Here is a 12,145-nt window from a genome sequence, read left to right on the forward strand (position 1 = left end):
TAGACGGTATCATTAACCGCATATAATCAATAGGGGCATTTTCGTATTGTCCTGTAACGATATATCGGTATAGCATACATACTGGAAATATACAAAGAATGTATGCGCACAAATGATTTTGCTTTGTCAAAGCCGGAAGAACCATAGGAGGTACAAAACAGCAACATGAAAAGTTTAATATTTTTTATCATTGGATTTGCACTGGCATTAGCAGTGCTTTTTTTATGGAATTTACAGTATTTCAGACAGCGCAGGAAGAAGAGAAAAGAAGAGTTGCAGGAACACCCGGAGAGAAAGACCAGCGCAACAAAAATCATTATCTTTTCAATTCTGGCGACTTACTACATAGCATTTGCCGTTGGCGTGTGGGTAGTGGTCACAAAGGATTTTTACCAGTTATCAGTCCTTTTGACGTTCGTTGGCGGGGTAACTGCTGCCGCAGTAGCGTTTTATTGCTGGAAAGCAAAGGCAGAAAACCTGCTGAAAATCAAAGCTGCATACCCGGAGTTGTCCGGCACGCTGTCTGACTTTTCAAGCATGACGCAGTAGTGCAAGGGAGGTATAAGACATGGGACTAATAGGAGAAGCAACACCAGAAAAGATTTGGAATTTTCTGAAATCAAAAGGGCTGTCCAGTTGTGGGGCAGCCGGATTGATGGGGAACCTATATGCAGAAAGCGGGCTGAACCCGCAGAACTTGCAGAACAGCTATGAAAAGAAGCTGGGACACACCGACGCAAGCTACACAGTAGCCGTGGACAACGGCAGTTATGGAAACTTTGCAAGGGACGGCGCAGGCTATGGGCTGGCACAGTGGACATACCACACCAGAAAAGCCGCTTTGCTGGAATATGCAAAAGCAGCCGGGAAGTCTATTGGCGACCTTGAAACACAGCTGGGGTTCCTTATGAAAGAATTGACAGAGGGCTACAAAGCCACACTGTCAGTATTAAAGAGCGCACAGACCGTCATTGCTGCTTCAAATGCAGTGCTGACACAGTTTGAGCGCCCGGCAGACCAGAGCGACACGGTGAAGACAAAGCGTGCAGGATATGGGCAGAAATACTATGACCAGTACGCAGCCGGAGCCGTTAGCAATAAAAAGAATGGAGGTACAAGCAATATGAATGTATCAGAAGTAAGAAAGAAATTTGCAGCAAGGGCGGCAGCGTATGTGGGAGTGAAAGAGGGTACAGCAGCACACCACGCAATCATTGACGCCTACAACAACCACAAGCCGTTAGCGCAGGGGTACAAAGTGACATACAGTGACGCATGGTGCGCAACCTTTGGTTCAAAGATTGCCATTGAAGCGGGCTACACAGACATTATCCCTACGGAGTGCAGCTGTGACCGTCAGATTAAGTTGTGGCAGCAGATGGGGCGCTGGTGCGAGAATGACGCAAAGGTGCCGGAACCGGGCGACTATATCTATTATGACTGGGACGACAACGGCGCTGGTGACTGCACAGGCAGTTCAGACCATGTGGGCGTTGTAGAAAGCTGCAACGGTAACACTATCACAGTTGTTGAGGGCAACAAGTCCAATGCCGTTGGAAGAAGAGCACTGGAAGTCAACGGGCGTTATATCAGAGGTTATGGCGTGCCGGACTTCTCAAAGAAAGCAACCAGCGAACCTGCAAAGCCTGCGGCACCTGCACAGCCTGCGCAGGGAACAGCCGGGGAACAGGTATACACCGTGCAGAGAGGTGACACACTTTCTGGCATTGCTGCAAAGTATGGCACCACATACCAGAAGTTAGCAAGCTACAACGGAATTGCAAACCCTAACGTCATTAGTGTTGGGCAGAAAATCAAAATTCCGGGAAACGGCGTGCATACATACACCGTGAAGAACGGTGACAGCCTTTGGGCAATCGCAGCAAAGCAGCTGGGCGACGGTTCCAGATACAATGAAATTAAGACCATGAACGGTCTTACAAGTAACACCATTTACGCTGGGCAGACATTGAAGCTGCCTGCATAATCAACAGGAGGAAAAGACAATGGATAATGTAATTTATGCAGCTGTATATTTTGCCGTAACACTGGGGGCGTTCTTGATTGGAAAGTACGTTTGCCCAAACATTCCAAAGACCGTCACAGACAAGCTGGGCGAACTGTCAGAGTGGGCGGCAAAGTTTGTGGAATGGGCAAAAGAGTTCAAAAAGGATAAGACCGGGGAAGAGAAGATGGCGGCAGTTGTGGAGCAGTTGAAGAAGATTGCTGATGAAGCTGGGCTGAATGTCACAGAAGACCAGCTGAAAGCTATTGCACAGACGGCATATAATGCCATGAAAGCCGGAGAGAAAGAAAGCAATACCGCAGAACCACTGGAAGCACTCACAGCCACACCAGCTGCAACGGTAGTAATTAACACCACGGCACCAGTGACAACAACAGAGAAAGTGGCTATTGCCACAGACAATGTGCCGGAGGGTGCCACGGAAACCAACGCAGACGGAACAGTGAACCTTTACGACGCAGCCGGGAACATTACCGGGAGCGTGACAAAGGAAGAAGCAGAGAAGATGGCGGCAGAAGTCACGAAGATTGTTGACGAAGAGGGAAACACGCTGGCAAACCTTAAATAATGCCGCTGACGCTTTGCAGAATAAGCCAGAATGAGAAGAAAAGACCGTAAGTGGAGAAATACACCACTTGCGGTCTTTTTACGTTTACGGGGCAAATACGGCGTTATATTGTTTTATATGTGTACTCAATCCCACTTTCAGTTGCGGTGATTGTGTCCAGCTGGTCTTTATAGCAGCCACGGGCAGCAGTCGCACGGGCTTTTCTGACGGCTTCATTTTGACTTCTGGCGCTTATGTGCAGCCAGTCAATGCGGACGCCATCATTGTTCATAATGGATATTGCAAAGGATTTGTGAGCAATGCGCTTCACAGCACCTTTGCCGTTGCACTGGTAGCAATGCCCGGTCACACCGGATTTGTAAATGAATTTACCGGAGCCGCCGCATTTGCTACAAGTAATTATATCAGACATATTCACACCCCCCTACATTGTGCCGATAAAATCAGAACTGGTAAGCGCCCAGAACTGGGCTGCGTGTATAGTTGGAAACTTTGGTATTTCCCATGTGATACCGTCATACACAATTTTGTATATGCCGCCTTTGTTTACCGTCAGATAGTATTTATCAGTATCACTTTTCCGGTCTGCCGGGTGCGTGTCCTGCACCATGAATGAAAGCCCGTTCTTTCTGAAACGTCTATTATAAGATTTTCCCATATATTATCACCATTCTTTCTGGGCGGCAGCAGCGCCGCCCGTGTAGTTATTAGTCAAGGCAACATTCCATTGAAATTGGATATTGTGCTTTTAATTTTTCAAAAGCAGCCTTTGTGACCCGGTAGCTGCGCCAGTTTTCAATTTTCTTCTGGCAACCATCAATCCAGTGGGCTTCAATTTCTGTAATGCCCCTGCCTTTTAATTCAAGCGGGGTGTCAACAAAATAATGTTTGCCATAATATGAAAGGCTGGCTTCCATTTTGACTTCTGGCTTGCGCTGTCCCATTTCTGGGGTGTAGCAGTGCAGCCCGTTTATTCTATCTTCCATGTAAATGATTTTTCCCATATCGTTTGACCTCCGTGTGTTTGATTTCTTTAACTGTCTTTATTATATACTTACGGAAGTATAAAAACAATCGGCAAAATACACAAATATACTTCCGTAAGATTGTATAAAATGTATACTTCCGTAAGAAAACAAAGTGTGATATACTGATTAAAAACCACAGGAGGTGCAGGAAATGCCAGATACAACAGAAAAGAAGACCATACCGAGAGGACCAGCAGCCACGGCAGCAAAGAACAAATACCGTGACAATAACTATGACCGCATGGAACTTGCGGTGCCAAAGGGCATGAAAGCCCGCATAAAAGAGATTGCAAAAGAACAGGGCTATTCATCACAAAACAACTATGTTGTGGAAGCGGTAAAAGAGAAGTACCAGCGGGACACCGGGGAGGAATTGACGTGGCAGAAAGAATGATTATAGAGCCAGTGAAGAGGATAGCAGAAAATTATCTGGAAACCAGAAACAAGGTGATTGAAAATTGCTGGTGCATGATAGTTGGGAACGACACGCCAAAGCAGGAAGACGGCTGGCTTGAAGTAATGAACGGCAGGCAAACAGAAAACGGGATTGCTAATATATACAACTTTATGTATAAAGGGAAAAGAGCGCTGACGCTGGAAGAAGTACAAGGGTGCGGGGCAAGCAGGTATTTTATCAGCAGCGGGGAATATACACTGGAAGACTACATGAGAGCGGTGCAAAATAATTCTGAAAAACTGTGAAAAAACTATTGACTTTATACTTCCGTAAGTATATAATAAAGATAGTTAAAGAAGCAACAATACTTTGACGAATACGGCAAGGGAAAGGAGAAAACATGGCAGACAATATGACAGATAAACAGTTTGAAAAAATCTTGAAAATGGTTGAAATGATTTTGGACGGCTGCAAAGACCTTGACGAAGCAAAAGCAAAGGTTAAGGAACTTACAGAAGACCAGAAAAAAGAAAAGTCGGCAGAATAGCCGACAGGGTACAAACAGAGGGGCGGCGGGCTTGCCACCAAAGCCCCAAACTGTTTATATAGATATAATATCAAGAAAACGTGGCAAGGTCAATACAATTCAATACGGAGGAAAACGGAATGGAAACTGAAATGGAAAGCAGAATTGCAGACCCGTTCAGCTGGGACGGACACGAAGCAGAAACACTGCTTGTTTGCGAAAGTGGAAGCGGAAGAGCAAAAGAACTGGTGGCAGTTGTGACAGTAAAGACAGAGGGAAAACCAGAAGCATTTTACAGAGTGAGAGAAGCAGGAGAAAAAGACGTTGACTTTGAAAGCTGGCTTGAAGCGGTAGACTATTACAACTGCATTGGAGTAGAGAGCCACCCGGCAACACCGGACACCGGAATTGCAAAAACGGAGTTGCAGGACGAAGACTGGAAAACAGCAATAGCACAGAAAAAGCCAACAATCCCGGCAGGCGCAGTGGTAAAGATAACTGGAACACTGCAAAATATGTATGGGGACTTTGTGAAAGTGGAGTACAACGGCGTAAAGTACACGGTTGAGCCACGCAAACTGGATATGCCAAAGACGCTGGAAGAGCAGAAACAGGCAATCAGAAAAGCGACACTGGCAGCAGGCGCAAAGATAATTGAAAATAATTAAAAACCTATTGACAATATACTTACGGAAGTATATAATAAGGACAGTTAAAGCAATAGTGCTTGACACAAATAGTCAATATGGTTCAATACGGAGGGAATAGCAATGTTAAATGAAATCACAAAGAAAGAATTTGAAGAGAGATACCCGGAGGTAAGCACATACGGTCTGGAAGCATACAGCCCAGTATATCTGGAAAACGGCGTGGTTCTGATTGATAAGGAATGGAACGGAGAAGTTTACACAGTCAAGGACGAAGAGGGAAAAGAAAGAACATACAGACCAGTGCAGGAGCCAGACGAAGTGGACGACGACGGCGAAGTTTTACAGTGGAAAACAACTGGCTACGAAGAAGAGTTTTAGAAAAGAAGAACCCCGGCAGGCAGCAGCCTTGCTGGGGTTCTTTATTTTGTACTAACTTAACACAGCCCACGGGTGCGCTGGATTCTAAGAACGCAAGAAGTCTTATGGAGAAGCTGTCCGGCCTGAATCGTGACGAACAAGCTACGATCCTGATGGTAACCCATGATTCCAATGCCGCCAGCTTCTGTAAGCGCATCCTGTTCATCCAGGATGGCGTGATCTTTCATGAGCTTCGGCGTGGAGACGAAAGCCAGCAGGAGTTCTACGGGCGCATCCTGAAGGTGATGGCGCAACTGGGAGGGGGCAGCGCAAATGTTCTCTAATCTCATTCTTCGGAACAGTCGCCGCAGCCGAAAGGAAAACGGTCTGTTTTTCAGCTCCCTGGTGATTTCTATTGTTGCATTTTACATGATTCTTTCCATCTCCACTCAAGATGTGATGCTCTTTTTGCAGAAAATGGAGAGTGACGCAGTTGACAAACTCCTGCTTCTGATTCCTGCGTTTTATGGGATGACCCTCGGTATTCTGTTCTTTTTGATCTATTTTGCCTGCAAGTATCAGTTCGAGCGCAGACGGCATGAGTTTGGTGTTTATCTAATGTTGGGGATGCGTAGAAGTAAACTGTTTGGTATGCTTCTGGCGGAAAATTTCCTGACCAGTATTCTTGCCATGCTCATAGGATTACCTGTGGCTGTGGTGCTTTCAGAAATTGTCAGTCTTGTCACCGCCAAGCTGGTAGGCATGGGGATCATCGGTCATCAGTTTTCTTTATCCTGGTTTGCGATTGAATGGACGCTGGCAGGATTTCTGGCAATTAAGCTGACGGCACTTCTGATTTTGAGTGGACGAATCAGCCGCCAGGAGATCGGTACTTTGCTATCCCAGCCAACGAACCGCCCCAAAAAGCAAATGCCATCTGTTATCTATGGACTGGCTGCTATATGCGGAAGTGTGATGTTGGCAGTGGCTTACTACATGGCGATTCAGGGAATTGCATGGACAAAGGTAAGTATGATGGGACTGACTTTGCTGTTGGGCATAGTTGGTACGATGCTGCTTTTCTATGGGATGCGTGCACTGATTGCTTTGATTGTTAAGAAAGGAAAAGGAAATAAGCAGCTTCATGTATTTACCTTCCGGCAGATTCAGGAGAATGTCATTCATCAGTCAAACTCCATGGCCATCAGCTCCCTGCTGATTCTGGCGGCGCTGTGTTGTTTTGGTGCGGGCGTAGGAATTGCAGGAACGAATAACCTGTCTTCTGGCCATGTAATCGACTATACTTTTGAAGATCATACTGCAGAAGATTCATCGCAGGTTCTTCCGAATATAAAGGCAGTCCTGAAAGAAAACAGTTTGGAAAATCAATTTTCAGAGCTTTTTGAAATGAGGGTTGGGCGTATTCGCACCACAGAAGATTATGATAATGCCTACAGCATGGACGCTGTTATGGACTCTCTTCGGAGCCTGCCCCAGTCGGAAGACCGGGATGTCCTTCTGAACAATCTTGGTTATGCCACATACCCATATTTGATTTGTTTATCGGACTATAATCGTTTGTTGGAATTGTCCGGCAATCCGGCTCTCCAATTAGGCGAAAAGGAGGCCGCTGTCTATATTGATACAGAGTTTACTACGGTAAGCCGTACCGCAATGCTGAACCAAGTATTGGCCGGGCATCCCAAGGTGGAACTGGATGGTAGTCCGATTCATCTTACAGGAGAGGTTCAGTCTGTGAATTTGGTCACGGACCGTTCTATAACCTTGTCCTTTGCATTGATTCTTCCGGATGAAGCATTCCTATATTATAGTCAGGGAATGTATGATACCTATGTCAATGCGGTGCTCAGTGAGCAAGCTCTGAATGGAAATAGCCTTATAACTGCATATTTGGATTTGAACGAGAAGCTGGACGAAACTGACATTGAATATGAAAGCTATCTTCAGAATATGGGTCGTCAGCTTTTCTACACCATAGCATCCAGTTATATTACCCTCTATCTTGCGATTGTTTTCCTGGTAGTTGCCAACACCATCGTGGGTGTTCAGTTCCTGATGAGTCAGCAGAAAACCGGGCGCAGATACCAGACTCTGATCCGCCTGGGAGCTACTTACGAAACCCTTTGCCAGTCTGCTGGAAAGCAAATTACCTGGTTTATGGGACTTCCTGTATTGGTTGCGGCTGTCAGCAGTTTGTTTGGAGTCAGGGCGTTATTTACAGGGATACTCTCGTCCCGAACCCGTGGGACAGTGGCTGAAATGATGTTTGTATCTGCTGCTATGATTTTGCTGCTTTGCGTGATAGAATATATTTATATGAGAGTGGTCAAGCGCTCCAGTGATCGGTATTTGCTGACACTGATGCAGCCACAGAGAGAAGAATAATTTGGAAGGAGGTGCTGCCGTGAAAAGAATTGCTGTTGTGGAAGATGAAGTCTATATGCGGGAAGAACTCTGCAATATGCTTCAAAAGGACGGGTATCTTGCGGAGGCAATCACCGAGTTGGAAGATGCCGCTCGGCTCCTGGCAGCCCTCCGTCCTGACCTTGTGATCTTAGACCTGAATTTGCCGGAGATCAGTGGCTTTCAAATCTGCCAGGAACTAAAGAATAAAACCGCTATCCCCGTCCTGATACTGACTTCCAGAGATCAGGTAAAGGATGAACTGCAAGCGTTCCACTTGGGTGCTGATGAATATTTGACGAAGCCGTGCAGAAAAGATCGACTTCTTGCCAGGGTATCCAATATTCTCAAAAGGTATGAAGGCCGTACCAATCTCATAGAGGGACCAGATTTCCTGTTAGACCAGCAGACCTACACGCTTTATATTCATAATACCTCTGTCGTGCTTCCAAAAAATCAGGGAAAACTGTTGGTTGCTCTTTTGTCCGGCGGCGATGCTCTGGTCACGACGGAGCAACTTTGCATAGCACTATGGGGAACCACGGAATACATAGACGAAAATGCCTTGCAGGTTAATCTGACCAGGCTGAAAAAGACGATGTCCGGTCTTGAGATGAAGCAGCGAATCGTTGCGGTTCGTGGGATGGGCTATCGTCTGGAAACGGGGGTGGCTCCATGAAGCGGCTTTGGCGCATGATAGAACGGTACTACCCCTGGCTGCTGTTGCTGTTGGGCGTGGATTGCTTTTGTGCTATCATTCTTTGGATTTCTGACATTCAGGCATTTCAAACCTTGAGTGGGTTAGTAGTTCTGACAAGCCTCCTTTTGTTTTCAGCAATTCTGTTTGTACTAAACAAGCGGGAGACCACCCGCCGAGAGCTGTTCCGGGATTTCCTCAGTGATCCTACCATCTGCAACGAGGAACGGCTGCTCAGTGCCATCAGCCGGGAAGAAGGAGAATCTATCCGGCTTCTGGCATCAGTTTTACAGGAACACAAAACTGAGAGTAACAGTATGGCAGATGCCCTACAGGACTATGAAGAATATGTGGAGGGCTGGGCACATGAAGCGAAAACGCCCCTATCGTTGTTGACCATGCTCCTGGATAATCGGAGCAACGAAATGTCTCCTCCCCTGCAAGCAAAACTGGATTATGTCCGCAGTCAGCTTCAGGAGGATGTCACTCAGATGTTATACTATGCCCGGTTAAAGAGCAGTACAAAGGATTATCAGTTTAAGGATATCAATTTGAATGACTGCTTGGGGGAAGTTCTGGAGGACTATGCCCCACTTCTGGAAGAAAAGCAGTTTGTAATTATCAATAAACTGCAATCTGAAACAGTCTATACAGACCGTAGAGGGCTTCAGTTTATGTTGGGACAGATCGTGAGAAATGCCATAAAATATAGCAGCGATAGTCCCATGCTAACAATCTCTATGATACATTCGGAGATCGCAGATGTCCTTTCAGTTGAGGATAATGGCATCGGTGTAAAAAAATATGATCTGCCGTATATTTTTCAAAAGGGCTTTACCGGGGATTCTACTGACAGCAGAAAGAAAGCTACCGGTATAGGGCTTTACCTGGTTAAGAAGATGGCTGACGATCTAAACCTTTGTCTGGAAGCTGCTTCCCCGTGGGAAAAGGGCTTTAAGATAGTCATCTTCTTTCCAAAATTGAAATCCAACGGAGGAAAATAATATAAGCAAAAAACGGGGCTGTAAAATAAGTCTCTGCTAAAGAAACGCTAGTTCCGACAAATGCTGGTTCTGGCGTTTCTTTACATTAATATATGTTTTTTGAAAATCGTCACTGTTTTATGTAAAAAGGGTACACTTAATAAGCTTGGATAGATTTCTTCTGTACGTCCATATTTTTTATATCTTACATGTTGTTTTCGTTTGAAAAGAAATTTACGTCCATTAGGGCATATAGGATTTCCGTTCTCATCTCTTATATAGTTTACAGCACGATAAGGATTCGTGTGATGTTTTTTATCTGCCGTTTCTTTTTTGTACATGGTAAATATCATTAAATTTTTCCATTAAAGGTACAAAGCATTCCATGCCTTGTCTTCCATAAAATCAATTCTACGTTAAAAACATACCGTCTAGACAGCTATTTTTTAAGCTATCATTTGAAAGACATATATAATATATAGGCTCAAATGGTGAAAGTGCCCATTTGGGCCTATTATTGTATGAATTCATACGTTACAACCAGAGCAAGATCCACCCGTGTAATACAGTATTGTCATTTTGACAATATTGTATTACTTACGAGTGGCAGACTTGATGGGGATTACGTCCCCATACCCACGTGAAAATATAATTGCTGGCAATTACATTTTAGCAGATATGCAGGCATATCTGAATAAGCGTCATAGACAACAAAATAAGGAAATTTTGATAAGGCATTCACCTGGAATAGGTGAGTGTTTTTTTGTTTTCAAATATTCAATTAATCAAAAAAATTAAAAAAATTTCATTAGGGGGCTGTAAAAATGCCTCTCAGCGTTTCGTTTTATGTAAGGGTATTTTGGACAGGAAAAATTTAAAAAATTTTTATCAAGAACCTGTATTTATGCCCTTCATCTTTTGAATATGTGTAAGGACATTTTTGAGCCGGTATAAAAATGATTTTTACAACAATTAGAAACAGAAACGAGGCGAGAAAAGAATGAAATATGAATACATGAAGGAGTCAGAGCAGATGCTTCAGTACTTCCAGTTTCCGAAGTTTTTGCTCAAACTGCGCATTTCCCAAACTGCAAAATTTCTTTATATGATTTTGTATGACCGGGCACGGATATCGAGAAAGAATAGCTGGATAGACAAGTATGGAAATGTTTATCTGATTTTTCCGATAGAGGAATTGTCTGCTCAAATCGGCAAATGTAAATCTTCTGTAAAAACAGCATTGAAGGAATTAGATGATGTGGGACTATTGGTTCGCAGATCTGGTGGTTTTTCAAAACCCAATCATTTATATGTAAAAATTCCATCTGATGAGATTGGTTTACAGCTGGTTGAGAATAAGGCGGTTGAAAAGATGGTTGCAACAGAGTCGGAAAAGCAACCTTCATCTGGTCGTAAAAATGGCTGTGCAGGAGTCGGAAATGTGGCACCTAGTAAAGTAACTGAGAAATATAAAAGAAATAAATATCATGAAGTAAATTATTGCTATGGGGAAGGAGAGAGTTTGTGATGAGAGAAGAAGATACTGTATGTGTAGGCAGTGATGGTTTGCAATACTGTAAAGTCTGTGGGGAAGCGAAAGAAGCATTTTTTCCTGAGGGTGGATTTATGGGGATGAAGAAACATTCCAGGCAATGTGCCTGTGACAGAAAAGCGTATGAAGAAGAACAAAAATATTTTAAAGACAAAGAGCACCGGGAATTAGTCAGCAGAAATACGAGCATCTGTTTTGACGAGAGCAGAATGGAAGAGTGGACATTTGAGAATGCAGATATGTCAGATACGGTAATGCATAGAGCAAAAAAATATGTTGATAACTGGGAGGAAATGAAAAGAAATCATATAGGCTGTTTGTTCTGGGGACCGGTTGGTACCGGGAAAAGTTTTATTGCGGGGTGCATTGCCAATGAACTTCTTAAGCAAGAAGTAATGGTAAAGATGACAAATTTCAATACCATTATTGATGATATATTTCCACTGGCAGACAAAACGGAATATATCAATGCATTGGCGTCTTATCAGCTTTTGATTATTGATGATCTTGGAGTGGAACGAAATTCAGAATATGCGTTAGGAATTATTTTTAGCGTCATAGATCGAAGAATCCGTTCAGGACGACCTTTGATCATTACGACCAATCTTCCGCTGAAAGAAATAAAAAACGAGACCATGTTAGATAAAAGACGTATGAGTAATCACAATATGGTACCTTCCATGAAGCAGGCAAAGGAATTGAAGCAGATTTCAAAAGAGCGGATGTTGACGTATTCAGAAATTGACCAGATTTGCATGAATGAAAGTACTGAAAAAGTTCAGGTGCAGATTCCGGCGAAGAAATTGAAACAATATTTTCCAGATACATATACAAAGACTCAGATGGAAGAAATTATATTTATGCTTCTGGCATCGTGGGCAGAAAGAGAGGGTAAAGAATGAGCAATGAAGATATGGCAAGTGCTGTACAAACAGAA

At 44.0% G+C, this 12,145-nt stretch carries 17 protein-coding genes and 1 pseudogene; 14 read left to right on the forward strand and 4 right to left on the reverse strand.

The annotated features are described in order from the left end of the window. The first annotated feature begins 165 nt into the window (after nucleotides 1-165). The 3 genes from LKD36_RS11800 to LKD36_RS11810 are packed head-to-tail and all read left to right on the forward strand — an operon-like array spanning nucleotide 166 to nucleotide 2,594. On the forward strand, nucleotides 166-549 hold the full coding sequence (locus LKD36_RS11800; RefSeq protein WP_069431176.1) for a hypothetical protein: 384 nt from the start codon (nucleotides 166-168) through the stop codon (nucleotides 547-549). Between the two features lie 19 nt (nucleotides 550-568). Next, the gene (locus LKD36_RS11805; protein WP_308459716.1) at nucleotides 569-1,987 is read left to right on the forward strand and encodes a phage tail tip lysozyme; all 1,419 of its coding nucleotides are present in this window, start codon (nucleotides 569-571) and stop codon (nucleotides 1,985-1,987) included. Nucleotides 1,988-2,006: 19 nt separating this feature from the next. After that, nucleotides 2,007-2,594 carry a phage holin, LLH family gene (locus LKD36_RS11810; protein ID WP_308459717.1) on the forward strand — a complete coding sequence of 196 codons (588 nt, stop codon included), beginning with the start codon at nucleotides 2,007-2,009 and terminating at the stop codon, nucleotides 2,592-2,594. Between the two features lie 103 nt (nucleotides 2,595-2,697). Here the strand turns inward: LKD36_RS11810 and LKD36_RS11815 are convergent, their stop codons facing one another. From LKD36_RS11815 to LKD36_RS11825, 3 genes are read right to left on the reverse strand one after another with little or no spacing between them, the layout of a single operon-like run. Beyond that, on the reverse strand, nucleotides 2,698-3,006 hold the full coding sequence (locus LKD36_RS11815; protein WP_308459718.1) for a hypothetical protein: 309 nt from the start codon (nucleotides 3,004-3,006) through the stop codon (nucleotides 2,698-2,700). 12 nt (nucleotides 3,007-3,018) lie between these two features. Then, the gene (locus tag LKD36_RS11820; protein WP_308459719.1) at nucleotides 3,019-3,252 is read right to left on the reverse strand and encodes a hypothetical protein; all 234 of its coding nucleotides are present in this window, start codon (nucleotides 3,250-3,252) and stop codon (nucleotides 3,019-3,021) included. 49 nt (nucleotides 3,253-3,301) lie between these two features. Beyond that, nucleotides 3,302-3,598, reverse strand: coding sequence for a hypothetical protein (locus LKD36_RS11825; protein WP_154268338.1), 297 nt, complete (start codon nucleotides 3,596-3,598; stop codon nucleotides 3,302-3,304). A gap of 175 nt (nucleotides 3,599-3,773) precedes the next feature. Here LKD36_RS11825 and LKD36_RS11830 point away from each other — a divergent pair, with 175 nt between their 5' ends. The 9 genes and pseudogenes from LKD36_RS11830 (at nucleotide 3,774) to LKD36_RS11870 (ending at nucleotide 9,677) form a co-directional block, all read left to right on the forward strand. Continuing rightward, the gene (locus tag LKD36_RS11830) at nucleotides 3,774-4,016 is read left to right on the forward strand and encodes a hypothetical protein (protein ID WP_117471709.1); all 243 of its coding nucleotides are present in this window, start codon (nucleotides 3,774-3,776) and stop codon (nucleotides 4,014-4,016) included. Then, entirely contained in the window at nucleotides 4,001-4,324 is a 324-nt protein-coding gene (locus tag LKD36_RS11835) for a hypothetical protein (RefSeq protein WP_308459720.1), read from the forward strand. Before LKD36_RS11830 ends, LKD36_RS11835 begins: the two co-directional genes overlap by 16 nt. Before the next feature lie 95 nt (nucleotides 4,325-4,419). Beyond that, nucleotides 4,420-4,566: a hypothetical protein gene (locus LKD36_RS11840; protein WP_154268336.1), complete on the forward strand. Its 147-nt coding sequence runs from the start codon at nucleotides 4,420-4,422 to the stop codon at nucleotides 4,564-4,566. 119 nt (nucleotides 4,567-4,685) lie between these two features. Continuing rightward, nucleotides 4,686-5,213, forward strand: coding sequence for a hypothetical protein (locus LKD36_RS11845; protein WP_308459721.1), 528 nt, complete (start codon nucleotides 4,686-4,688; stop codon nucleotides 5,211-5,213). 102 nt (nucleotides 5,214-5,315) lie between these two features. After that, entirely contained in the window at nucleotides 5,316-5,573 is a 258-nt protein-coding gene (locus tag LKD36_RS11850) for a hypothetical protein (RefSeq protein ID WP_154268334.1), read from the forward strand. Between the two features lie 62 nt (nucleotides 5,574-5,635). Beyond that, a pseudogene (locus LKD36_RS11855) lies at nucleotides 5,636-5,896 on the forward strand (ABC transporter ATP-binding protein); the annotation flags it as partial. Further along, complete coding sequence (locus LKD36_RS11860; RefSeq protein ID WP_308459722.1) at nucleotides 5,886-7,958, forward strand: ABC transporter permease; 2,073 nt, start codon at nucleotides 5,886-5,888, stop codon at nucleotides 7,956-7,958. The pseudogene LKD36_RS11855 and the gene LKD36_RS11860, both read left to right, overlap by 11 nt. A 19-nt stretch (nucleotides 7,959-7,977) precedes the next feature. Beyond that, nucleotides 7,978-8,655: a response regulator transcription factor gene (locus LKD36_RS11865; RefSeq protein ID WP_055218786.1), complete on the forward strand. Its 678-nt coding sequence runs from the start codon at nucleotides 7,978-7,980 to the stop codon at nucleotides 8,653-8,655. Further along, nucleotides 8,652-9,677, forward strand: coding sequence for a sensor histidine kinase (locus LKD36_RS11870; RefSeq protein ID WP_308459723.1), 1,026 nt, complete (start codon nucleotides 8,652-8,654; stop codon nucleotides 9,675-9,677). The genes LKD36_RS11865 and LKD36_RS11870 overlap by 4 nt, the downstream gene beginning before the upstream one ends. An 80-nt stretch (nucleotides 9,678-9,757) precedes the next feature. On the opposite strand, the gene LKD36_RS11875 is transcribed toward LKD36_RS11870, so the two are convergent. Next, nucleotides 9,758-9,997 (reverse strand): hypothetical protein, encoded by a 240-nt coding sequence (locus LKD36_RS11875; RefSeq protein WP_178264975.1) that lies wholly within the window; start codon nucleotides 9,995-9,997, stop codon nucleotides 9,758-9,760. A gap of 659 nt (nucleotides 9,998-10,656) precedes the next feature. On the opposite strand from LKD36_RS11875, the gene LKD36_RS11880 reads away from it, so the two are divergent. Beyond that, complete coding sequence (locus LKD36_RS11880; protein ID WP_055218792.1) at nucleotides 10,657-11,184, forward strand: replication initiator protein A; 528 nt, start codon at nucleotides 10,657-10,659, stop codon at nucleotides 11,182-11,184. Further along, nucleotides 11,184-12,110, forward strand: a complete 927-nt coding sequence (locus tag LKD36_RS11885; RefSeq protein WP_308459724.1) for an ATP-binding protein — start codon at nucleotides 11,184-11,186, stop codon at nucleotides 12,108-12,110. The genes LKD36_RS11880 and LKD36_RS11885 overlap by 1 nt, the downstream gene beginning before the upstream one ends. The last annotated feature ends 35 nt before the right edge of the window (nucleotides 12,111-12,145 follow it).

The organism is Hominiventricola filiformis (assembly GCF_020686965.1).
Taxonomy (GTDB): Bacteria; Bacillota; Clostridia; order Lachnospirales; family Lachnospiraceae; genus Hominiventricola; species Hominiventricola filiformis.

Bases quoted from the DNA above. Each gene is read 5' to 3' on its own strand.
- LKD36_RS11800 (WP_069431176.1), top strand. From the start codon at position 166: ATGAAAAGTTTAATATTTTTTATCATTGGATTTGCACTGGCATTAGCA.
- LKD36_RS11805 (WP_308459716.1), top strand. From the start codon at position 569: ATGGGACTAATAGGAGAAGCAACACCAGAAAAGATTTGGAATTTTCTG.
- LKD36_RS11810 (WP_308459717.1), top strand. From the start codon at position 2,007: ATGGATAATGTAATTTATGCAGCTGTATATTTTGCCGTAACACTGGGG.
- LKD36_RS11815 (WP_308459718.1), bottom strand. From the start codon at position 3,006: ATGTCTGATATAATTACTTGTAGCAAATGCGGCGGCTCCGGTAAATTC.
- LKD36_RS11820 (WP_308459719.1), bottom strand. From the start codon at position 3,252: ATGGGAAAATCTTATAATAGACGTTTCAGAAAGAACGGGCTTTCATTC.
- LKD36_RS11825 (WP_154268338.1), bottom strand. From the start codon at position 3,598: ATGGGAAAAATCATTTACATGGAAGATAGAATAAACGGGCTGCACTGC.
- LKD36_RS11830 (WP_117471709.1), top strand. From the start codon at position 3,774: ATGCCAGATACAACAGAAAAGAAGACCATACCGAGAGGACCAGCAGCC.
- LKD36_RS11840 (WP_154268336.1), top strand. From the start codon at position 4,420: ATGGCAGACAATATGACAGATAAACAGTTTGAAAAAATCTTGAAAATG.
- LKD36_RS11845 (WP_308459721.1), top strand. From the start codon at position 4,686: ATGGAAACTGAAATGGAAAGCAGAATTGCAGACCCGTTCAGCTGGGAC.
- LKD36_RS11850 (WP_154268334.1), top strand. From the start codon at position 5,316: ATGTTAAATGAAATCACAAAGAAAGAATTTGAAGAGAGATACCCGGAG.
- LKD36_RS11860 (WP_308459722.1), top strand. From the start codon at position 5,886: ATGTTCTCTAATCTCATTCTTCGGAACAGTCGCCGCAGCCGAAAGGAA.
- LKD36_RS11870 (WP_308459723.1), top strand. From the start codon at position 8,652: ATGAAGCGGCTTTGGCGCATGATAGAACGGTACTACCCCTGGCTGCTG.
- LKD36_RS11875 (WP_178264975.1), bottom strand. From the start codon at position 9,997: ATGTACAAAAAAGAAACGGCAGATAAAAAACATCACACGAATCCTTAT.
- LKD36_RS11880 (WP_055218792.1), top strand. From the start codon at position 10,657: ATGAAATATGAATACATGAAGGAGTCAGAGCAGATGCTTCAGTACTTC.
- LKD36_RS11885 (WP_308459724.1), top strand. From the start codon at position 11,184: ATGAGAGAAGAAGATACTGTATGTGTAGGCAGTGATGGTTTGCAATAC.